The 21,230-nt window shown below is 36.6% G+C and carries 25 protein-coding genes; 3 read left to right on the top strand and 22 right to left on the bottom strand.

Features of this window, described 5'->3' with window-relative positions:
• Positions 1-44: 44 nt before the first annotated feature.
• From BLS02_RS17065 to acpS, 14 genes are all read right to left on the bottom strand, one after another.
• Complete coding sequence (locus BLS02_RS17065; RefSeq protein ID WP_092494236.1) at positions 45-647, bottom strand: SpoIIE family protein phosphatase; 603 nt, start codon at positions 645-647, stop codon at positions 45-47.
• The gene (gene sigB / locus BLS02_RS17060; protein ID WP_092494235.1) at positions 644-1,435 is read right to left on the bottom strand and encodes an RNA polymerase sigma factor SigB; all 792 of its coding nucleotides are present in this window, start codon (positions 1,433-1,435) and stop codon (positions 644-646) included. The genes BLS02_RS17065 and sigB overlap by 4 nt, the downstream gene beginning before the upstream one ends.
• Complete coding sequence (gene rsbW / locus BLS02_RS17055; protein ID WP_092494234.1) at positions 1,407-1,883, bottom strand: anti-sigma B factor RsbW; 477 nt, start codon at positions 1,881-1,883, stop codon at positions 1,407-1,409. The genes sigB and rsbW overlap by 29 nt, the downstream gene beginning before the upstream one ends.
• Positions 1,870-2,214: an STAS domain-containing protein gene (locus BLS02_RS17050; protein ID WP_092494233.1), complete on the bottom strand. Its 345-nt coding sequence runs from the start codon at positions 2,212-2,214 to the stop codon at positions 1,870-1,872. Before BLS02_RS17050 ends, rsbW begins: the two co-directional genes overlap by 14 nt.
• Before the next feature lie 85 nt (positions 2,215-2,299).
• Positions 2,300-3,310: a PP2C family protein-serine/threonine phosphatase gene (locus tag BLS02_RS17045; protein ID WP_092494232.1), complete on the bottom strand. Its 1,011-nt coding sequence runs from the start codon at positions 3,308-3,310 to the stop codon at positions 2,300-2,302.
• Between the two features lie 177 nt (positions 3,311-3,487).
• Positions 3,488-3,889: an anti-sigma regulatory factor gene (locus tag BLS02_RS17040; RefSeq protein ID WP_092494231.1), complete on the bottom strand. Its 402-nt coding sequence runs from the start codon at positions 3,887-3,889 to the stop codon at positions 3,488-3,490.
• 2 nt (positions 3,890-3,891) lie between these two features.
• Complete coding sequence (locus tag BLS02_RS17035; protein ID WP_092494230.1) at positions 3,892-4,248, bottom strand: STAS domain-containing protein; 357 nt, start codon at positions 4,246-4,248, stop codon at positions 3,892-3,894.
• 4 nt (positions 4,249-4,252) lie between these two features.
• Positions 4,253-5,122, bottom strand: a complete 870-nt coding sequence (locus tag BLS02_RS17030) for an RsbT co-antagonist protein RsbRA (protein WP_092494229.1) — start codon at positions 5,120-5,122, stop codon at positions 4,253-4,255.
• Positions 5,123-5,359: 237 nt separating this feature from the next.
• Complete coding sequence (locus tag BLS02_RS17025) at positions 5,360-5,722, bottom strand: type II toxin-antitoxin system PemK/MazF family toxin (RefSeq protein WP_092494228.1); 363 nt, start codon at positions 5,720-5,722, stop codon at positions 5,360-5,362.
• Between the two features lie 4 nt (positions 5,723-5,726).
• Positions 5,727-6,014, bottom strand: a complete 288-nt coding sequence (locus tag BLS02_RS17020; protein WP_092494227.1) for a CopG family ribbon-helix-helix protein — start codon at positions 6,012-6,014, stop codon at positions 5,727-5,729.
• A gap of 301 nt (positions 6,015-6,315) precedes the next feature.
• Positions 6,316-7,440, bottom strand: a complete 1,125-nt coding sequence (gene alr, locus BLS02_RS17015) for an alanine racemase (RefSeq protein ID WP_092494226.1) — start codon at positions 7,438-7,440, stop codon at positions 6,316-6,318.
• A 103-nt stretch (positions 7,441-7,543) separates the two neighbouring features.
• The gene (locus BLS02_RS17010; RefSeq protein WP_092494225.1) at positions 7,544-8,560 is read right to left on the bottom strand and encodes a LolA family protein; all 1,017 of its coding nucleotides are present in this window, start codon (positions 8,558-8,560) and stop codon (positions 7,544-7,546) included.
• Positions 8,561-8,636: 76 nt separating this feature from the next.
• On the bottom strand, positions 8,637-10,157 hold the full coding sequence (locus BLS02_RS17005; RefSeq protein WP_092494224.1) for an NAD(P)H-hydrate dehydratase: 1,521 nt from the start codon (positions 10,155-10,157) through the stop codon (positions 8,637-8,639).
• Between the two features lie 64 nt (positions 10,158-10,221).
• Positions 10,222-10,584, bottom strand: coding sequence for a holo-ACP synthase (gene acpS, locus BLS02_RS17000; RefSeq protein WP_092494223.1), 363 nt, complete (start codon positions 10,582-10,584; stop codon positions 10,222-10,224).
• A 158-nt stretch (positions 10,585-10,742) separates the two neighbouring features.
• Between acpS and BLS02_RS16995 the strand changes: the two genes are divergently transcribed.
• On the top strand, positions 10,743-11,504 hold the full coding sequence (locus tag BLS02_RS16995; RefSeq protein ID WP_092494222.1) for a rhomboid family intramembrane serine protease: 762 nt from the start codon (positions 10,743-10,745) through the stop codon (positions 11,502-11,504).
• A gap of 575 nt (positions 11,505-12,079) precedes the next feature.
• On the opposite strand, the gene BLS02_RS16990 is transcribed toward BLS02_RS16995, so the two are convergent.
• From BLS02_RS16990 to BLS02_RS16980, 3 genes are all read right to left on the bottom strand, one after another.
• On the bottom strand, positions 12,080-13,507 hold the full coding sequence (locus BLS02_RS16990; RefSeq protein WP_254788803.1) for a PH domain-containing protein: 1,428 nt from the start codon (positions 13,505-13,507) through the stop codon (positions 12,080-12,082).
• Positions 13,497-13,976, bottom strand: coding sequence for a PH domain-containing protein (locus BLS02_RS16985; protein WP_092494221.1), 480 nt, complete (start codon positions 13,974-13,976; stop codon positions 13,497-13,499). The genes BLS02_RS16990 and BLS02_RS16985 overlap by 11 nt, the downstream gene beginning before the upstream one ends.
• Positions 13,977-14,066: 90 nt before the next feature.
• A complete protein-coding gene (locus BLS02_RS16980; protein WP_092494220.1) occupies positions 14,067-15,533 on the bottom strand; it encodes a degradosome RNA helicase CshA in 1,467 nt (488 codons plus the stop codon).
• Between the two features lie 400 nt (positions 15,534-15,933).
• Here BLS02_RS16980 and BLS02_RS16975 point away from each other — a divergent pair, with 400 nt between their 5' ends.
• Together BLS02_RS16975 and BLS02_RS16970 are read left to right on the top strand one after the other, a co-directional pair.
• Entirely contained in the window at positions 15,934-16,839 is a 906-nt protein-coding gene (locus tag BLS02_RS16975) for a DMT family transporter (RefSeq protein ID WP_092494219.1), read from the top strand.
• 70 nt (positions 16,840-16,909) lie between these two features.
• Positions 16,910-17,773, top strand: coding sequence for a DegV family protein (locus BLS02_RS16970; RefSeq protein ID WP_092494218.1), 864 nt, complete (start codon positions 16,910-16,912; stop codon positions 17,771-17,773).
• Between the two features lie 60 nt (positions 17,774-17,833).
• Here the strand turns inward: BLS02_RS16970 and BLS02_RS16965 are convergent, their stop codons facing one another.
• The 5 genes from BLS02_RS16965 to BLS02_RS16945 all read right to left on the bottom strand — a co-directional run bounded on the left by BLS02_RS16965 (position 17,834) and on the right by BLS02_RS16945 (position 21,211).
• A complete protein-coding gene (locus BLS02_RS16965; RefSeq protein ID WP_092494217.1) occupies positions 17,834-18,550 on the bottom strand; it encodes an alpha/beta hydrolase in 717 nt (238 codons plus the stop codon).
• A gap of 168 nt (positions 18,551-18,718) precedes the next feature.
• A complete protein-coding gene (locus BLS02_RS16960; RefSeq protein ID WP_092494216.1) occupies positions 18,719-19,081 on the bottom strand; it encodes a YppG family protein in 363 nt (120 codons plus the stop codon).
• Between the two features lie 82 nt (positions 19,082-19,163).
• Positions 19,164-19,469, bottom strand: a complete 306-nt coding sequence (locus tag BLS02_RS16955; protein ID WP_092494215.1) for a glutaredoxin family protein — start codon at positions 19,467-19,469, stop codon at positions 19,164-19,166.
• Between the two features lie 182 nt (positions 19,470-19,651).
• A complete protein-coding gene (locus BLS02_RS16950) occupies positions 19,652-20,281 on the bottom strand; it encodes an SDR family oxidoreductase (RefSeq protein ID WP_092494214.1) in 630 nt (209 codons plus the stop codon).
• A gap of 339 nt (positions 20,282-20,620) precedes the next feature.
• Positions 20,621-21,211, bottom strand: a complete 591-nt coding sequence (locus BLS02_RS16945; RefSeq protein ID WP_092494213.1) for a DedA family protein — start codon at positions 21,209-21,211, stop codon at positions 20,621-20,623.
• Between the last annotated feature and the right edge of the window lie 19 nt (positions 21,212-21,230).

The following is a 21,230-nucleotide window of genomic DNA, read 5'->3' as shown; positions in this document are numbered from 1 at the left end:
AAAAAAGACCTAAAATGAAAAAGACCGGCACATTTAAAGCCGGCCTAATCCTCATATCGTATTGCGATTAAAGTTGTATCATCACTTCTAGCTGTTCCCTCAATGTGGTTTGCGTAGGCGTTTGTAACTTGGTTTACATCCTTATTCAATAAGAAACGTTGCGATAGCTCAGCGTCTGACACTCCATCTGAGAATATAATTAGGTTCATTTTTGGTTCCAATCTGCCTGTCACAACTTTGAAAGGTCTGTGATATCCAGCAAGAAAACCTGCATTAGGTATATTTCTCTTTTTCTTGCCATTCTCAGTAATCGTTAGCATCCCAATATTTCCTATAGATGAAAACGAGTAGCTACGCGTGTGGAACTCTATTTTTACAATCCCTATTACGGCGCCTCGCTTACCAGTTAATTGCTGATTACTCTTCTTTATCAACTGTTCGACAGTTGTATGAATGTTACTTTTAATAATATCGATTACGATTTGAGAAGATTCTTTAGCTAATTCACCACTACCTAATCCATCTGCTAAAACACAAACAAATTCATTTTCTGTTTCTGTATAAAAATAGCTATCACCACAATAATACTGACCTTTTTTTGCTTTTTGGAAAATAGCTACTTCTTCATTATTCTTTTTCGCACTCAATCAAAAACCTCCGCGTTCTCTGTCTTTAATGCCTCACGTAGTTTTCTTAAAGAACGGCGCTGAAGTCGTGAAACGTGCATCTGTGAAATACCGAGTAATTCTCCGGTTTCTTTTTGACTCAAGTTATCAAAATAGGTGCATTGTAATATTTGTTGTTCTCGCTCAGATAAAACAGGTAAAATTTTCTCGAGTAACATTCGCTGATCTACATTTTCATAGCCATTTTCATTGTCACCTACTAAATCAAGTATGGCTACTGTACTCCCATCAGAGTCAGCTTCAATTTTCCGGTCAACGGAAAGTGCCTTATAGCTTTTGCCCATTTCCATCGTTTCCAAAATATCTTCTTCAGATACTTCTAAATAGTCAGCTATCTCCTTAACTGATGGTGAATCCTGATTTTCAGTAGTGAGCTCATCAACAGCTTTCTTAATCTTAGGTCCTAGCTCCTTGATTCGGCGTGGCACATGAACACTCCATGTCTTATCCCGAATAAAACGTTTTATTTCTCCGATGATAGTTGGAATTGCAAAGGATTCAAATGATTTACCGAAAGAAGCATCATACCTTCTGATAGCAGCAAGTAATCCAATCATGCCGACTTGTACAAGGTCTTCGTGTATATTACTGTTTTTCGAATACTTTCTGGCAATTGATTCAACAAGATCGGTATAAGCGAGCACAATTTTTTCCTGTGTTTCTTTATCATCCGGGTCCTGTTGAAGGTGCTCAATCCATTGGTATATCTCACCTTTGCCCTTATTGTCTTGTTGAGATCTGGTCGTCATCTAGACCCACCTCAGCTTCATTAAGGTACTTTGTCATTAACACAATCACACCATAGTTATTATTGATTTCAACTTTGTCCATTAATGCATCAATTAAGAAAAGCCCAAAGCCACCTTCACGTAAATTCTCAACAGGCTCTGAGTTCTTATATGGGCCGATTCCTCCTTTAATTTGATTTAAATTAAAGCTGCCACCGTGATCTGCTACCATAACTTCAAGACGATTTTCATACACGCCAAATCCAACAGTTATTTCCCCATTGTCTTCTTCGGTATAAGCATGATCAACAGCATTTGTAATAGCTTCCGAAATAGCCACTTTTAAATCTTCTATATTTTCGTAGGTAAAACCCATTCTGTTAGCTATCCCTGATATACTTAGTCGGACAACACCAACATATTCAGCTTTAGCAGGAACCTTCATTTCAATAAAATCAAATTTGTCCATTTTGATTCCCACCTCTAATTGCAGTAGTTATGTCTATAATTTCGTCCAAACCCGTAATTTTGAATAAACGTAAAACACGTTCCTGCAGATTCACCAATTTTAAATGACTATTGTTTTCTTTTGTTGACTTTAAAGCACTTATAAAAACACCAAGGCCAGTACTATCCATATAATTAACGTCTTCAAGGTCCACTTCTATTAGTTGACTATCAATTCTAGTAAGTGGTAATAAGGACTCTTTTAACTGCGGTGCTGTGTAAGCATCAATTTCGCCTATTAAGCTAACAATAGACTTTTCATTTTCTTCTGCAACATCAACCTTTAAGTTCATCTCCATCCTCCTTGAATCAACATATCTATTTATATATATATATTCTTTTTTAGTAACAAAGAACTATACCCAAAACAGAAAAAGATTAAACTTCTTTCCGTAAAACGATTAAGGTAAAGTCATCGCGTAATTGGAAGTTCTGTAGACGTTCGAAGTGCTTATATACACCATTGACAAGTTCCTGAGCGGTTAAATGAATATATTGTTTAATAACATCCAGCACTTCTTCACTTTCAATAAAGCGGTCTCCTTGCCTGCACTCTGTAACCCCATCAGTTAACAGAATAACCATGTCACCCTTATTAATTATACGCTCATACTGTTTGTAATTAGTATCCGCGGAAACACCGAGCACAAGACCCTTCGTTTCTATCTCTTCAAAAGTATTACTTTGAGCATCATAATAAAATCCGGGTTCATGACCTGCTGAGGAGTATCGGAGTTTACTCTCAGCTGGGAGATATTGTGCATAGAACATTGTAATGAACATACTTGGATCTACATTTCGTTCAACAACACGGTTTAAATTTTTTAAAATCGATTTTGGACTCATTGTTGCTTCCGGAAAACTGTCCATCGAGTATTTAATCATAGACATACATAATGCAGCCGGTATACCTTTACCAATAACATCCGCAACAGCAATCCCCAGCGAACCATCCTTGCCTTTAATAAAATGATGGTAATCACCATTCATTTGATGTGCCGGTACACTTATGACACCCACATCCAAATCATCAATTACAGGTTTTGTAGTAGCAAGCAACGTATCCTGCATACCTGCAGCTACAGAAATTTCCGATTTTAGTTCGGATTGTTGTTCCCTCAATGTTTGATACTCCTGATGTGCCAATCCATAAGAAATCATCGTTTCCAATAAGAAATCCATTGAATGTCGAATGTGTTCTGGAATTTCATCGTAAAGTTCTGTTAGTGCCTGTATATGAAAATTTACAATCTCTTCTGGCGGAATGCTGTTTTTAATGAATGTCTTACTAATTTGTTCAGCCCCATAAAGAGATTGTTCATCTTGTGTATTAATGTAATTCCTTAATAGTTCTTTATAGTTAACTGCATCCAATTTTAGGGCATCCATGCATTCGTTCCTCCCCCTGTTATATACTTTCTACAATGTGAAAAGGGGAGATTTTATTTATTTTCTCCCCCCTTTTTTAAGCAGTTATGAAAGTATAAATCCCTTCTTACCGCATAAATTGCAACTAAGAATCTCGCTTTAAGTTTGCGATAAACCAAGTTATCTAACTATTTACCATTATCTTACCCATTTGATAGCTCTGATTTCTGTTCCTTTATCATCTTCTGACCTTATATCGAACTCGTCCACTAGTCTTTTAACTCCGGGAAGTCCAGCACCAAGTCCTCCAGATGTTGAATAACCATCCTCCATTACTTGGCTAATATCCTTAATTCCTGGACCGCTATCAACGGAAATAATGCTCATTCCCTTGTGATCAATATTATCAATCACTTCAAAGCAAATTTTTCCAGTATCAGTATATAAATATATATTTCGAGCTAACTCAGATATCGCTGTCGCAATACGCGCCTGATCAACTGTACCAAATCCGATTTTTCTTGCGATGTCGCGACCAAGCTGGCGAGCAGCTACAATATCCCACTCTTTTTGAATAGTAACAAAGGATTGGAGATCCATACTCATTCCCCCAATTCCTGATGCAGTTTTACCAAGCCCTGCTCCAGATCTAAAGCAGTTGGGACATTTCTTAAATGAATTCCCAAATCAATTAATGTCATAGCAACAGCAGGCTGGATTCCTGTCAATACTACTTTTGCCCCCATAAGATCTGACATTGTAACGACATCACCTAATACCTTGGCAATAAATGAGTCAATTACTTCTACAGATGTTAAATCAATTACTACTCCTGATGAACCACTTTTGTGAATTTTGTCCAACAAATCTTCCTGGAACTGGATTGCTGTATTATCATCAATCTCTGTTTGAATTGAGATCAATAAATAGTTGTGTAATTTTAATATAGGTATCCGCACACTATCACTCCTTACCAATGGATTCAATCATGTCTTCAATTTTCTGGTTTTCGGTATTCATATCGACTACTTTTCTATTTGTAATTTCCAGTGCTGTTGTAAATCCTTTTTTCAGCGAGCTTTTGGTAGGGAATTTACCTAAATCAATACCAAGGTTTACAATAGTTTGTGCAATCTCAGGACGAATACCTACAAGAATGCATGTTGATCCTATTAATCGTACCGCTTCTGCTGCCTGAATAATGTGATGGGCAACCATCGTATCAACAACAGGGACGCCTGTAATATCCATTAGAACAACCTCTGAATTATGTTTCATTACACCTTCAAGCAAGTTTTCCATAATTAACTTCGCACGTTCAGTGTCGATTGTTCCAATCAAAGGCATAACCGTAATATTATCCATAACGGGGATTAATGGTGCAGACAATTCCTGAAGTGCAACACGCTGCAGCGAAACAATATGTTCCCAGCTACCTGAATACTCATTTACCAATTGTCGAATTATCGGTTCTGTCCAAGCATCTACACTCTTCAAGACCTGTGCAATATAATTTGAATCAACTTGTTCAGACTGACTGAGAATGAAGTCAACTGTTACTCGCCTAAAAACTTGTAAGCCATCTGTTATATAGCTTAATGGCCAACCTAAATTTATCAGCTTTTCAGAAAAGTCCTCCAGATGTTTTGTGGAACCTTGATCTTTAATACTTTTAAAAATAACATTCACAAATTCTCTATTGGTACTCTCAAATAATTCATCTGATACATTCGATATATAATTTCCATTTTTTAAAGAATCAATTTCATTTATCCACATATTAACTATTGAATCACTGTTTTCCAAAGCAATTTTTTTAAATTTTTGGTCCATTAGTTTACCTCCTGCTAACACATTAATCAATATTATTGAAATTATTATTTAAAAAATTCTATATATATTAATAATACCATTTAGGTAAGGTTTTATCATGGTGATTTACTATTTTCAAGAAAGATGTATTTTATTTCTGTATATTGTAACATAAAATCGATAAACAAATATTCAATCTACTCCCTAAGCTCAACAACAAAAAATACCCCTGCTTCACACTCATCGGGAAGGGGGGTATCACGATTGATCATACATTTCCTTAAGTCCTAGACTTATTTCCAATGCCTTATCAATTTTTTCCATCATTTTATTATCCAATTTTGTAATTTTATCCGTTAAGCGTTGTTTATCTAACGTTCTAATTTGTTCTAGCAATATGACCGAATTACGATCGAACCCATACCGTTTTGCATTTATTTCCACATGTGTAGGAAGCTTGGCCTTTTGAATCTGCGCAGTAATCGCAGCCACAATAACTGTTGGGCTAAATCTATTTCCGATATCATTTTGCAGGATCAATACCGGGCGTATGCCTCCCTGTTCTGATCCAACCACAGGGGATAGGTCAGCGAAGTATACTTCGCCTCTTTGAACGATCAAATGCTTACACCCCGATCACAGAGCGCTCTAGGGTGTTTTTTTCAGCCTCCTCTTCAGCTTGAAAAGCTTCGGAAGCAATAGTTAAATTAATTCTGGCCATTTCTTCGTACCCTTGCTGCATAGATTCGCGAAATTGTTGAATATGCTCATCTTTCTTATGTTCCAGATAGTTTCTTGTAGCTTGACATATGAAATCACTGAAATCACTATTTTCATATTTCATTAATCCATCCACCTCATTTAATAGGTTTTTTGGTAATCGTACTAAGATCTCTTGTAAGCTCTCTGACAAAACCATACACCTCCGCCAACTGTTGAACGACCACTATTTAACTCTTTTTTAATAATATCATTGTAGCCCAAGGTTTGCAAAGGTATATAAAAAATTTTTAAATAAAAAACAGGGATTTTTTTAACAGTTAATAAAACATAAGTATTTTCTTACTGCATAACTCCTGCTAAGGCTTTCGCCATTAAACCATGTCGATAGGCGATAAGTTAAGTTTCCTAAAATTATTTCCTTGTAGTATATATATTTTATTTTGAGATAGTTATATTATGCCAATTGTTGCCAAAAAATAAAAGTTGTTGTCTCACTTTTCTTTGTGGAGTCTTGGTACACGATTGGTTATCATGCAAGGTATCTCATAATTTATCGTTTCCAAATGTGCTGCAATTTCATCTATTTCGATTTCTTCATTTTCCTGCTTCCCTATTAGCGTTACCTTTGTACCTATCGGATATTCACCATCCATCTTTATCATAGTTTGATCCATACATATTCTTCCTACAACAGGCATCCGCTTTCCGTCTATTAATACATCAATTCCTTGTAACTTACGAATCCATCCATCGGCATAACCAATGGGTATTGTTCCAATCCACTCATCTTTTGATGCTACATGTGTTGCACCATAACTAACCGATTCTCCACTTGCAATTTTCTTTACATGAATTAATTGGCTATTTAAGGAGAAAGCAGGTTTCAAATCAATTTCACGTTCTCTTTTCACTATTTCTGATGGGTATAGACCATACATGGCGATACCAAATCTAATATAGTGATACATATTTTCCGGGAAGCGGATAGAAGCTGCACTATTACCGACATGGATTATTACAGATTCTTTCCAAATAGTATTGAATACATGTAATAATTGTTCAAAACGCGTTTTTTGCACTTCAAAGTAGGATAAATCAGGTTCATCAGCAGTAGCAAAATGTGTATATATTCCTGTCAGGCTTATACGCTGAACGCCGTATAATTCGTCGACTATCTCTTTTAGTTCATCAGCTGTACGTATGCCAACTCTTCCCATACCGGTATCCCATTTCATATGCAGTTTTAATGGGTGAGTTAATGTGAGATCTTTCACTTCACGAATCCAATCTTTCTGAAAAAAGGTCAGCGTAATATCCTGCTCAGCTGCTATTGGAGTATCTTTTGGAGAAACTCTTCCAAAGACTAAAATCGGCGCTTTAATATTAGCGTTACGTAATAGAAGGGCTTCCTCTAGCAATGCCACCGCTAGCATACTTGCACCTGCTTCTAACGCTTTTCTAGCAACTTCTACACCACCATGACCGTATGCATCAGCCTTCACTACTGCCATCACGTTGCTATGTTGAGGTAGCTTCTGCTTTATTTGTTCAACATTATAAGCGATTGCATCCAGATTTATATCAGCCCATGTATCTCTATATATTGCGTCTGCCATGGCAGAAATCCCCCTTTTCTAGGTATTATCTATATCTTATCTTATTATTTTAAAAATAAAAAGCAGACCCCCTCTCCTTATGAGCCTGCTTGCTACTATTCATTTACTTCACTTCTTTGCCTTGAACGGATTTTGCTACGTCAATTAACTCTTCTTTGTTTAACTCGTCACTGGCCAAGATGAAGTTCATCCCGTTATTGCTCCACTCTATAGTATTCCCGGAAAGTGCACCAATTGAGTGTCCAAGATTCACTATCTCACCATCTACTACTTGCGGAGAAGACATAGTTGGTATTACTTCCATTTTCTCTTCAATTAGCGTGAAGTTCTTTTCGCCAGAAAACGTCATGATTACACGTTGGCCATTTTCAAGTTCAACTTCTTTTTGTTCAACTAATTCAGAACCGGCCATATCCAGTGGAAATACCACTGTAAATGCATCCGCTTCTCCCTCACCAGAAACTGGTGCGTCTGTTAGTCCGCTTGTCATATTCTTTTCCATTGAGAAATCATCATCATTAAAGGTTGGGTTTGTATCAAATTCAGAAAAGTTAACTTCAACTAAGGCCTTTTTGTCTTTATCTAGTACTTTTACCATAACTGGTGTATATGTTTTCTTATCAAAATAAATTTCTTGATATGGAAGATTATTGTTACTTTGATAATTTGTCTTAGTCTCGAAAATATAATAATTATCGCTTACCTTAAAAGAAGCTTCTTTATCTTTCATAACATCATTCACAAGTGATTGATATAGATATGGCTGACTACCGTTCTCTGGCCATTCTTTTTGAAATTTGAAGCTTTTGTTTAACGCAGGGGAAAGTACAAAAACCCCATCTTCATTCTTCAAGATAATTTGGCTGCCTTTTTTATCTTGTTCATTCGTTAATTCGACACGATAAAAATCTTTCTTCTTATGCCAAATGTTTATATTGTACTTCTGATCTTCCTGTCCAGTGTTCATTTTCATTTCGGCCTTTGCTTTATATCCATTCATTGCCTCTAGCTTGGATTCTAATTTCTCAACAACATCTTCCTGGGATTTTTCACCACAGGCTGCAAGTACAAGGATTAAGCCGAAGACAATTACCATCCAAATCCCAAACATTTTTTTCATGGACATATCTCCCTTGTCTCATTTCACTCTTTTAACGAGCTACGGACTTGACAGGAGGAAAAGCTATTGTCACAAATTAAACTTCTAGCGTACGATATACCTCAGCGATACCATCAATTACATCGGAAGCCATTAAATCATATACAGAGTGCTCTTCTGCCACTAGTTTGTCAGCAGATTTACCATGTACAAAGCAAGCATTGCAAAGTGCTTCAAATACACTTTGTTTTTGCATTATCATTGCCAGAATGACCCCGGATAACACATCACCACTTCCACCTTTGGCTAAACCCGCATTTCCAGTTCTATTTACAGATTGTTTTCCTGACGGTGTCGTAATAATAGTAAATTTCCCTTTTAATACAACATAAACATGGTATTTTTCTGCAAATACCTTTGAATATGCGAAAGGCTTGACCAAAAGTTCAGGTACGGAAACGTCCAAAAGCATGGCCATTTCACCCGGGTGTGGCGTTATGATCGATGGGCCCTTTCTATTACTGACCAAATCAAGGAGCGGCTTTAAATGGTATAAACCATCTGCATCGACAATAAGCGGACACGTTGCTTCTTCCACCGTTTGTCTGACTAGATTACCAGTTACTTGTTGCCGACCCATCCCCATACCTAGTGCTACCGCATCAAAGCTCTTAAATGATATAGCGGTATCATCATTCAAATTACCGTTCGTCTCGCCTAGTTTCAGGTAAGTAGCCTCCATACAGTGTGATGCAGCTACTGGAATGACTTTTTCAGTTGTACCTGCTGTAATTAACCCTGCGCCAGCACGTAATGCGGTTTTAGCAGTCATTGCAATCGACCCGGGCATTTCAGTATTGCCACCAACTACCAGTCCTCTTCCATGAATCCCTTTATGGGCATCAGTTTCACGCTTAGGCATGCTTTGTCTGAACATTTCGTCAGTCCAACTACCCCGTTTAACGTTATTTTGCAAAGCGTCTAACGGCAACCCAATTGAGACAGTATCCCATTTTCCGTAGAAAGAAGCAGTATGTTGCAGAAACGCACTTACTTTAGCAGCTTCTAAAATCACAGTATGGTTGGCTTGTACCGATTGAAAATCACTAATCCCCTCATCAGCCGGAAGCCCTGATGGTATGTCAACAGAAATCACAAAATTAGCTGTGTCATTTATAATGGATACAATTTCAGCAATTGGGTTACGAAGCATTCCACTTGTACCTATCCCTAAAATTGCATCAACAATTATATCTGAGTTCCGGACCATTTCATATATCTCTGAAGGTTGTTGGCTGACAATTACAGTTCCTCCAAACGATAGAAGCAAATTTTTGTGGAAAAGCGAATCCCCTGTAATTTTTTGATTTGGCACAACCTGTACAACAATAATGTGATAGCCCTTGTTTAACAATGTCCTTGCTATAACAAATCCATCACCACCATTATTCCCACTGCCTGTGAGAATGCAGATGTGATCTGGCTTTTCAATAATAGATTCTATTTTTCCTGAAACAGCCCTCCCAGCATTCTCCATTAATAACTTTCCATTCAGCCCGATTTCATTCATGGTATATCGATCGATATCGTACATTTCATTCGCGGTGACAATAAACACTTTATTCCCTCCTACCCGCACTAAAATATATGAGACAACCCTAACAATTATGCAGAATCCCCAATTAGTTGTTTTCTTCAATTACTACTTGTGCTACTGCATAATCTCTACTATGCGTGATAGAAACCAAAATAGTACTATCCTGAAATTGCCTTACTTTTATTCCTGGAGCACCATTATCATCTGTAACTACTTCTATATCCTGAAAGCTTAATTCACCAATACCTTTACCGGTTGCTTTCGCAAATGCTTCTTTTGCTGCAAATCTTCCGGCAAGAAACTCGATTTTTCTTCTTTTATTAGCTATACGTTCGAATAAAACATGTTCATTTTTTGTTAGAATTCTTCTTTCAAAGCGTCCATTACGTTCCACACTTTTTTGAATTCGATCCAATTCAATTATGTCAATTCCAATACCTTTTATCATAATTATTTCTGACCCTTCTTTATGTATAATGCATATCGTTATATTTATTTAAGGACTTTTAGTAAAATTATAATGGTCATATGAAGTACTATAATTCACTAAAATAATTATATAGAAATTTATTCAATACTAAACTGTTCTTGTAAGGAGGTATGCCATTGTTCATCCGCACAGAAAGAAGCATTAAAGAATTTATTCAATTTTATCCAATAATCGCTGGACTTATAATCATCCATCTTGTTCTATGGCTGATTACAGACTTTTTACCTTTCCCTTTTGGAGATCAATTAGATAGGTGGGGTACAGGTAACAATTTTTATATCAGCCAAGGTGAATACTGGCGTTTGTTCACATCAATCTTCCTGCACGCTGGTCTTATGCATGCGGTCTTTAATTCATTCGCACTTGTCCTATTTGGACCAGCGCTGGAACAAATGCTTGGTAAATACAAATTTATATTCGCATACATTGGAGCAGGCTTAATAGGAAATCTCGCAACATACTTCCTGACACCTACAGTATATTATGAGTATGTTGGAGCCTCCGGTGCAGTCTATGGATTATTTGGAATCTATATTTATATGGTAGCATTCCGTAAGCATTTAATCGACCAGGCAAACTCACAAATCATCATGACTATTTTTATCATTGGGTTAGTTATGACATTTATCCAGCCAGGAATAAATATTTACGCACACATTTTCGGGTTTATCGGTGGCTTTGCATTAGCGCCATTAGTGTTATCAAACGCCCAACCATTCTCTCCATGGCGAAACAGACGTTACCGGGACGATGATTCAATACAGTTTAACCCAAACCGTTGGAAAAAAAGACGCATACCCAAGAAAGTATATGCCAAAATTCTTTGGGGCTTTCTTGGAATTTTGATTATACTTGGCCTGATAGGCAGAATATTTTAGGAAAATAGAACAAAAGTGCAAGCGCCTGTTCAGCGCCGTATGGACTGTGCTCAGCGCTGCGGGTAGTTCGACGTTGCCACAGGATGTGGTGTTTTTAGTCGAACATCCTTTATTTCTTTCGTAGACACGGGGAGGAAAGTCCACTAGGCACTAGTACGTCCTGTACGTCGAAGCTGGACGTCGCTGATTCGGAAGTCCAGTTATTCACAGCACTTAAATTTTATAATTTCCTATAAAATAAAAAACACACTAATTAGCCAATAACTAGTGTGTTTTTCTTTATGACTGAATCAATTTCATAATTCAATAATAAAACAGTAAATCCAAACTATTTGTAAATGTGCTAGACTTCTTGATTTCCACTGCAGGCGGACGCTTTCACCCTCCGGGTACAAGTGGACATCTGTTCAAGCTAAAGCTTCCACAGGGGCTTCTATGCCGCCGGGCATGGCTTGATCCGCCCTAAGGTGCGCGAAGTGTATTTCCGCAGCGGTGTCATAGCACTTATATTATTTGCAACATAACGTTACAGATGATATCAATAGCAACAAACTATTTTTAGAAAACTGCCTTTTTTATTTACGATAAGAATACCAATCAGCTATTTGGTGTGTGCGTGATTCATCCAAGTCTTTGATTTTAAAATGTGTGCCTACGCCCAACTTTCCAATTATTGATAGTTTCATCGTGGCTAATTTCTGGTTAACCTGCACCAGATATTGACTTTTCTCAAAAGCTTGTAAACGTTTATGGTACATAGTTACTGTGTTTTTACTTAGAGTCCGGTATCGAATAGTTAAACGTTGGCCATCTTGATAAAATCCGCCATCTTTATGTCGTAAAACACCCAGATATAGGCTGCCTATCAGCAGAAGAATGGGTACCCAAACAAATTGTGTGAAAAAATATCCAATTCCCGCTCCAATTATGATTACCGGCAAAGAAGAACGCAGCAGATAAAATTTACGAGCACGCTTGGGAAGTGGTATCATGTCCTGATTCTCTGCAGCATATTCCGGCAAAAACGTATTGAAAAAATCACCAACTTCATCAGTCTTCATGATTGGAAATAATATAGATGAAAAATCCTCACCTTTGTCCATTGACCCGCCAGCTATTTCTGCAAAAATCGTTACATAACCGAGTGGCTGTCTGATAATGCTTTCCTGAATACCTACTGCCTGTATTCTTTTTAATGGAATAGTCACCTGCTTTTTCTCCAGTAGTCCACGAGTGATAAATAATTCGTTATCATTTTTAGTAATTGTGAAATTACCATATTTTATCATCGTACCAGCAATACCAAATAACCAAAGAAGGATTAAAAAAATAATAACAAGCACTACTATAAAAATAACACTTAACCCGATTGCCCATTCTACCGTACTATCGTAATAATGATCAGGTATGAATTGTTCCAGTTCCGAGAATCCAAACGCCATAAGAGCAAAGAGAACACCTATGCTTCCAGACGTGGAGCCAGCTAAAAACAATCGTTTAAACGTAATTTTTAATGATGGATTTGTTTGCTCTATAAATTCTTCATTTTCATCTGCATACTTTGTGCTGGCTGTTTTCAATTCCTGACGCAGCGCTTCCCCTTCTGTTCGTTTAACTGCCTTAAGTGAAGCCTCTGCACCATTTCCGCTTCCCGCCGTTTCAATTTGAACCCTTGTAAGTTTGAATATTCGATGAATAACTCCTGAAGTCAGGTCAATTGACTGGATTCGGTTTTTAGAGATATACCGCTTTTTCCGAATCAATATTCCATATTCAATACGAAGCTCTTCATCCTCGATTCGGTATGTATAGCGATACCACGATAAGATGCTAAACGATATCATTAGAATTAGAATGCCTGATGTTATTAAAACAAAGTAAAAAAGTGAGTCATCTTTAAATGTAATAAAACCTAGAACAATTGCAAAAATCGATTCACGCAACACCCTAATAAAATTGAAAAATATAGCTGCCGGATGCAGTCGTTTCTGATTAAACATCATCTTCATCCACCCTTGCAAGTGCTGAAATTCGATCTCTCAATTCAGAAGCATCTTCATCTAACAACGCAGGGATTTCATGTGTTGTTGCTGCTGTTGAAATAGTCACACTTGCTAGTTGATATTTTTTTAATATTGGTCCTTGCTGCGTATCGACATGCTGTACACGTATCATTGGCACTAGCGTCCGTGATACAATCAATATCCCATGCTGAATATAAATTTCCTGATCAAACACTTCGTAACGCCATCTTTTCCAGCGCAGCTTTGGGAATAGGAAAACAAATAAGTATGTACTTAGCCCGCTTACAACTACTGCCGTAAATGTAAGCCAATATGACAACTCAAATATATACGTTAAAACTATTAGTCCAACGGTCGCTAGCCAAAGAATCCCAACATAAATCCATGCAGTTATTTTCCATGCTTTTATTGCATCGGTTGCAATTGTATTAACTGGTGGCTGCCTCATATAGTTATACCTCAACTTCCATTAGTATTGTTAATATATCCAAGAAAATAATACGCAATAAAAAAGCTCCTTTACGCAAGGAGCTTCTACTTAGCTGTTATTATTATTTCTGCGCTTCTGGAAATTTCCTTTGCGATTGCGTCCGCCTTGATTACGGCCACCTTGGTTACGTTTACCGTAAAACTTTTTATTATTGGTTCTGCGGTTGTTGTCTTTACCTCTTGGTGCTTTTTTCACACTGATTGGCTGTGCTGACGATATTCGTACTGGTGTATCACGACGCTCTTTTGTCAACATCTTAAGTGCTGCAGCAATTACTGTTATTGAATCATGATTCTGCAATAATTCATTTGCTGTTTCATGGTAAGATTTTAAATCCTTTTGTTCAATGGTTTGCAATAGCTTGTCCACAGTAACTTGTTGCTGACCACGCTCTGCTTCCTGATTGGTTGGAGGCATAATACGCTTCATTTTACTTTTAGTCATTTTTTCAATTGATTGCAGATGTGCAATCTCTCTTGGTGTTATAAAAGATATTGCTTCTCCTGTGCGACCCGCTCTTCCTGTACGGCCAATTCGGTGTACATAGCTCTCAGGATCTTGCGGAATATCGAAATTGTATACATGGGTTACTCCGGAAATATCAAGTCCACGTGCAGCAACATCAGTTGCAACTAATACTTCCACACGGCTATTCTTGAATTTATTTAGAACGGACGTTCGTTTCCCTTGTGTTAAATCTCCATGAATACCTTCAGCACGGAAGCCCCTTGCTTGTAGTCCTTCTGCTATTTCATCAACTCGCTTTTTCGTACGGCTGAATACAATTGCTAGTGCAGGTGCATTTATATCCAAATGGTTTGTTAACGTATCAAATTTATATTTTTCCGGTACCTCAATAAAAAACTGTTCAATATTTGTTACTGTCATTTCCTTGCTTTTTACTTTTACTTCTTTTGGACTGTTCATCAAGTTTGTTGCAATATCACGAATTTCCTTAGGCATTGTTGCTGAAAAAAGCAATGTTTGTCTTCCATCTGGAATATTTTTTAGGATATCGCGAATATCATCGATGAATCCCATGTTCAGCATTTCATCAGCTTCATCCAATACTGCGATTTTTACATTATTCGTACGTATTGTTTTTCTGCGCATATGATCAAGAAGTCTTCCTGGTGTTGCAACGACAATATGTGGACCATCTTTCAACGCTCTAATTTGTCGTTCCATGTGCTGACCACCATACACCGGCATTGTACGCACACCTTTGTTTTTGCCTAATCGATTAATTTCTTCTGCAACCTGGTTTGCCAGCTCTCTCGTAGGCGCCACTACTAGTCCTTGGATTATCTTTTGACTAGGATCAATTTTCTCAATCATTGGAATACCAAATGCTGCAGTTTTGCCTGTACCAGTTTGTGCTTGTCCAATTACATCGTTTCCTTGCATAGCAAGTGGTATTGTTTCTGCTTGAATCGGCGTCGCTTCCTCAAACCCCATTTTTTCCAGTGCTGTCATAATGGGCTGTGATATACTTAATTCATTAAATGTTGTCACCTTGTTACTCTACTCCTTTTTTGTTGCATATTTATTTGGCAGATTAGAAAGTATAATTACTTATAATCTGCATAACTGCCACTAAGGCTTTCGCCATTAAAACTTGGATAAAGCCAAGTTTTCTAATGTATAATTTTTAGAAAAACCTGTTTGGGCGAAACCCTCAGTTTATTTTTAGACTTCCAATCAATTTTCATACGCTCTGAAAGTGTAAAAAGGAGGCTACTCCGCTTATGGAAAAAAGCCTCATTCATGAAATCTCATACAGAAAATAACAGTTCTTTCATCATAACACATATATTATGATGATATCCACTACTTCTTATATGATTTTTCATCTATTGCATGGTAAAATAAAATCTAAATATATATATCTGCACAATATCAAAGGAGGACTTTCATGCGTCTACCTCCGTTCAATCCATATATAGCGGTTGTAATTGGTGTTATAGCTGTATCAACATCAGCAATATTAGTGAAACTGGCTAATCAAGCTCCTGCTGCAATAATTGCAAATTATCGTTTATTGTTGGCAGTTATTATTATGGCACCATATGTACTTTTCAAACATCGAAATGAATTTAGCCTTATCCAAAAGAAGGATTGGATTCTCTCAGCCCTTGCAGGTATTTTTTTGGCTTTTCATTTTATTCTCTGGTTTGAATCATTAAACTATACGTCAGTGGCAAGTTCAGTCGTATTGGTAACATTACAGCCTATTTTTGCATTTTTGGGAACTTACTTCTTTTTCAAGGAACGATTCTCGCCTGGTGCAGTAATCAGTATGATAATTGCCCTATTAGGCAGTGTAATTATAAGCTGGGGTGATTTTCAGATAAGTGGTGTGGCACTATTCGGTGATATTCTTGCTTTACTTGGAGCGATAACTGTTACAGCCTATTTTTTAATGGGGCAACAAGTAAGAAAGCGCCTATCATTAATGACTTATACATTTGTTGTGTACGGAATAAGTTCAGCGACATTAATTTTATATAATATTGTTGTCCAAAATCCTTTCTTTGGATATCCCACTAATCACTGGTTAGTTTTTATTGCCTTGGCGATTATCCCAACATTCTTCGGACACACATTATTTAATTGGGCTTTGAAATGGCTTAGTACTTCCACCATTTCAATGGGAATCGTGTTTGAACCAATAGGGGCTTCAATACTCGCCTACTTTATTCTAGGTGAAAAAGTAACATGGTCACAATGGCTTGGAGGAACGATCGTATTATTCGGGCTATTTTTATTCATAATGAGTACTGCCCGAAAATCAAAAGTCACAATATCTCAAAAGAAATGACAAATGTACATACCAACTAGTGTTTAAAACTGGTATAATTAAATCAATAATTAATGAATTGGGTGATGTCATGAATATTCAGTTAATGACAGATGGAGGAGCAGACATACCAAAGCGTTTACATGAAGCATTGGATATTATTGTAGTACCTCTTTATTTACATTTTAAAGATGAACAATACAAGACAGGTGTAACGATTGATTTAGAAACCTTTAATAAAAAAATGAAAGAGGCAGAAGAACTACCTCGTTCATCTGCTCCAAGTCCTAATGACTTTTATGAAGCATACAAGCAAGTAGACCCGAGCACTCCTATTATCATGTTAAGTCTTACAAAAGGACTAAGTGTTACGTATGAAAATGCAGTACTTGCTAAAAATATGCTTCTTGAAGAGGATCCAGATCGCAGGATCGAAGTAATAAATACAAAAACAGCTTCATGTGGCATAGCATTATTACTCCATGAAGCAAAAGTAAAAATGGAAGAAAGCTATTCGTATGAGCAGCTTGTTGACCATCTAAACAGTCTTATTGAACAAACAACTACATTATTTGTTTTAAAAACTTTGGAAAATTTAGTACGTGGCGGACGTTTAGATAAAGTAAAAGGCACCATTGCTAAAACACTTAATATAAAGCTATTAATGAAGGCTAGCGATGATGAAGGAAACATAGAAGTAGTTGAAAAGGTTCGTGGTGATAAAAAATCAATCAGACGTTTTATTGAACAAATTGGTGAGTATACGAAGGACTTTGAAGATAAGGTCATTTCGATGACCCACTACAATTCCGAGGAGCGAGCAAGTAAAGTTCTTGCGGAAATCAGACAGAAATATCCGTTCAAAGACGCCTATTTAACTGAAATGGGCCCGTTGATTTCCACATATGCAGGTGAAGGCGGACTGGTTATTTCATTTTTCAAGGACAAGCAATAACAGTAACAAAGGCCTTTTTAATTGTATAAAGGACAATATTAGGGAGAAGGCTTAATTATTTTAAGTCTTTTCCCTATTATCTTTGGATTTTTCTTTTGACAAAAATTCATAAATCATTATATTAAGTGCATCTTTGTCATTGCCTAAACAAATAAGATGTCTTGATCGTTCAAAAAACACAACTTCTTTTTCCTTCGATGTAATTTCCTTATCCAAATAGTAAACGGTTTTATAGGGAACCATCCCGTCCTGCTGTCCCTGGGCAATCAATACAGGCGATTCAACCTTTTTCAAATAGCGTCTTGTAAACTTTAGCAACTTTAGAAATTCGATATTAGCTTTAAAAGGAACAGCTCCCAGCTTCCTTTTGTAATGCAGATATAATTTATTTTGATTGAGTTTTCCATTGAATCCATCTACAGCAACATCTTTGATATCCATGGTTATCTGTTTAAATGATAGATACTTTCCAGCCGGAGCCAATAGTACCAATTTATCGACTTTATACTTTGCAGCTAGATAAGCAGCAATCATCCCACCCATCGAGAATCCGATAATATATATTTCATCAAACTTCACACTTAATTGTTTTAAAGAATCTTCTGCTGCGTTTATCCACTTTTTGTGAGAAACATTATCCAATGCTAATTTCCTCCCATGACCTGGTAAGGTTGGAACTTCAATATGCCAATTGGTATGCTCCTTGAGATAAGCGGCTAACGGCTCAACTTCATACGGACCACCGGTATACCCGTGTATTATCAGACACCCAATCATAATAATTCTCCTCATGTTCAGTCAATGTACTTCTTTTTACCCGAACCCTCTACTTATTATGGCACAATAAAACGAAATAACTTTTTAATGTTTTACCATCATTGTTGTAATTTTACAAAGCAGAAATAAGCTGATGAAATACAAACATTGCTTCATCAGCTTTCTATGCTATCGAAATTGTTTCATCATTGAACCTACTTGTTTCACAACTGGTGACACTTGTTGAAACGTATTTGCTATCTGACCAGCTGTTGATAACATTTTATCAAGGTCCATTTCACCATTATTATCCTGAAAATAATAGAGAAGATTATTTTTAGGTGGCGCATTAAAAGAACCACCTATAGACTGAGCATATGGATGCCAACCCATTGGTTGTTTGGGTTTTGAATATATCTCAAAAGGGGTTTGAAAGTTTTTGTTGTAATTCTGGTACATCTGCGACGCATGATTTTGCTGCTGGGTATTTTGATGAAAAATATAAGGATTGCCATGATAAGATGGCATATAATTATAAGGTCTCTCAAACATGGTACACACCTCTTTCACATGTTCTTGTGTTACTACAATATGCAAACATGCAAAAAGTGTGTAAAAACGCTAATCCCATTATTCAATTACTATAACTACTTTGACTACTGTAACAATCATAAAATGAACTGAAATAAGGCTGATGATTATTAGACATACCTAATAAATACTTTATTTTATTGATTTGAAATCCACAAATCACTTGGTCATCTACCAAAGTCGTCGGAGTACCAAATACATCACGTTCGTGAAGTTGTTTAATGTATTCTTGGTTCTCCGTTACATTTCTCGTTGTATATTTAATTTTCCATTGTTTCAATTGACTTAACAGCTTTTCACAATTCAAACAATCATTACTGATATATACAATTACTTCCTTATCGTTCATGTTAAGCTCCTCCTTGAACTTGGAAACTTCGTTCTTACGTTTTATTTTATATCAGTATTTACCCGTGAATATAACAAATTAAACACAAACATTACAAATTTATTACAAAAAAACATTCTGCACTGTGTTATAGCCACAATGCAGAAGATTTTTAAAGATTACTATTGATTAGATATTAAAAATTAATAAGCTAGCACTTCCGACAACTCTGTGTTTCCTTCGACAAGCTCAAAGATTTTATTTTCTGCTCTTGGAACAGTTAGCAAATAGACAAGAACTGCTGCAACATCCTCACGAGGTATATTTCCTATATCTGATAATTTTTCTTGCAGATTTACTTTACCTGTACCAGGGTCATCTGTTAATCTTCCTGGTCTAACTATCGTATAATTTAAGCCTGCTTTTTTAAGATATTCATCTGCGCGGTGCTTAGCATAAAGATAATGCTTCATTTGACCTGTTTGCTTAGGTCGATCTGCTCCAAATGAACTTAACTGTATAAATCTTTTTATTCCATATTTCTTCGCTAAATCAGCAGATTCAATTGCACCTTCCTGATCAATAACAATTGTTTTATCAGCGCCAGTGTGTGGCCCTGATCCAGCAGCAAATATAACTGCATCTATATTATGAAATGCCTTCTCAAAATCTTCTTCCAAGTCCGCTAAAACTGTCAGCGCACCTAATTCTTCAAATTGGGGAATTTGGTCTGTATTTCTTACCATTGCAACAGGTTCATGGTCGGATTCCAATAACTTCTCAACCACCTGCTTACCAATACCACCGTTTGCTCCAATTACTAAAACACGCATTGTTTTCCTCCTATTACTTTTGGCAGTTTTCTAAAAGACGGGCTACCATAGTTGTGTCGAAGTATGATTAAACAGCAGCAAAACTTATGAAAAAAGCCTAACTTATATACTCCATAACTTTAATATTACCTTTAAATAGAAAAACAAAACACCTATCTTTATAAAGATAGGTGTTTCACTTCATATTGAGGACTAAGTCTCAATATTAGTTTACATGCTTGCCGACAAGCATGCACTATATAAAAGAGTAGAGGACATCCCGTTATCCCACTTTGAGCATATCGCGTTTCAACCAGCTATGCTATGATATATATCACTATTTTACGATTTTTTATAAAATCAGGTTGGTTCTGACTGATAATATGATGCTCGTTTTTTATGTCTTCGATAAAGCCAATAAACTGCCCCAGTTATAATTAAAAGCAAAAGTATATATAGTTGGAAATCCTCCATAAATTTTTTTACCGATTTCAGATTACCCACACTTCCAAGCCATAGCATTCCAATCGTCCACGGAAGAATTCCTAATAACGTCAAGCTTTGAAATTTCCATACACCTACTTTACTAATACCAGCTATATATGAGATATAATTACCTATACCAAGTGGTCTCGCGAATGCTATTGTCCATACACCAAACTTCTTAAACCATCTTTGTGCCTTTTCTACCTTTTTCTTATTCATTTTTTGTTTTAATTTATCTTCCAGTTTGTAACCTACACCATAAGGGATTAAGCTGAATAATGAATAAACTGCACCTCCAAAAAAGCCATATAATAGTACTTCAAGAAAAGTCAAATTAAGAATATAACCAAACGTCAGCGTGACCAAGCCACCAGGAAAAGGAACTGATGAAGCCTCAACAGCCAAACTTATGAACAGACCCCAAAGTCCTAATTCATTAATCATATCTGTAATGTATTGTAACATTTAAGTAGGTTCTCCTTTT

Source organism: Virgibacillus salinus (assembly GCF_900102415.1).
Taxonomy (GTDB): Bacteria; Bacillota; Bacilli; order Bacillales; family Amphibacillaceae; genus Lentibacillus; species Lentibacillus subterraneus.
The sequence above is the reverse complement of the archived record's forward strand: the minus strand, read 5'-3'. Positions and strand labels throughout refer to the sequence as shown.

Excerpts from the sequence above, each read along its gene's own strand:
- sigB (WP_092494235.1), bottom strand. The coding sequence starts at position 1,435 with ATGACGACCAGATCTCAACAAGACAATAAGGGCAAAGGTGAGATATAC.
- rsbW (WP_092494234.1), bottom strand. The coding sequence starts at position 1,883 with ATGGACAAATTTGATTTTATTGAAATGAAGGTTCCTGCTAAAGCTGAA.
- BLS02_RS17050 (WP_092494233.1), bottom strand. The coding sequence starts at position 2,214 with ATGAACTTAAAGGTTGATGTTGCAGAAGAAAATGAAAAGTCTATTGTT.
- BLS02_RS17045 (WP_092494232.1), bottom strand. The coding sequence starts at position 3,310 with ATGGATGCCCTAAAATTGGATGCAGTTAACTATAAAGAACTATTAAGG.
- BLS02_RS17040 (WP_092494231.1), bottom strand. The coding sequence starts at position 3,889 with ATGGATCTCCAATCCTTTGTTACTATTCAAAAAGAGTGGGATATTGTA.
- BLS02_RS17030 (WP_092494229.1), bottom strand. The coding sequence starts at position 5,122 with ATGGACCAAAAATTTAAAAAAATTGCTTTGGAAAACAGTGATTCAATA.
- alr (WP_092494226.1), bottom strand. The coding sequence starts at position 7,440 with ATGGCAGACGCAATATATAGAGATACATGGGCTGATATAAATCTGGAT.
- BLS02_RS17010 (WP_092494225.1), bottom strand. The coding sequence starts at position 8,560 with ATGAAAAAAATGTTTGGGATTTGGATGGTAATTGTCTTCGGCTTAATC.
- acpS (WP_092494223.1), bottom strand. The coding sequence starts at position 10,584 with ATGATAAAAGGTATTGGAATTGACATAATTGAATTGGATCGAATTCAA.
- BLS02_RS16990 (WP_254788803.1), bottom strand. The coding sequence starts at position 13,507 with ATGATGTTTAATCAGAAACGACTGCATCCGGCAGCTATATTTTTCAAT.
- BLS02_RS16985 (WP_092494221.1), bottom strand. The coding sequence starts at position 13,976 with ATGAGGCAGCCACCAGTTAATACAATTGCAACCGATGCAATAAAAGCA.
- BLS02_RS16975 (WP_092494219.1), top strand. The coding sequence starts at position 15,934 with ATGCGTCTACCTCCGTTCAATCCATATATAGCGGTTGTAATTGGTGTT.
- BLS02_RS16970 (WP_092494218.1), top strand. The coding sequence starts at position 16,910 with ATGAATATTCAGTTAATGACAGATGGAGGAGCAGACATACCAAAGCGT.
- BLS02_RS16965 (WP_092494217.1), bottom strand. The coding sequence starts at position 18,550 with ATGATTGGGTGTCTGATAATACACGGGTATACCGGTGGTCCGTATGAA.
- BLS02_RS16960 (WP_092494216.1), bottom strand. The coding sequence starts at position 19,081 with ATGTTTGAGAGACCTTATAATTATATGCCATCTTATCATGGCAATCCT.
- BLS02_RS16955 (WP_092494215.1), bottom strand. The coding sequence starts at position 19,469 with ATGAACGATAAGGAAGTAATTGTATATATCAGTAATGATTGTTTGAAT.
- BLS02_RS16950 (WP_092494214.1), bottom strand. The coding sequence starts at position 20,281 with ATGCGTGTTTTAGTAATTGGAGCAAACGGTGGTATTGGTAAGCAGGTG.
- BLS02_RS16945 (WP_092494213.1), bottom strand. The coding sequence starts at position 21,211 with ATGTTACAATACATTACAGATATGATTAATGAATTAGGACTTTGGGGT.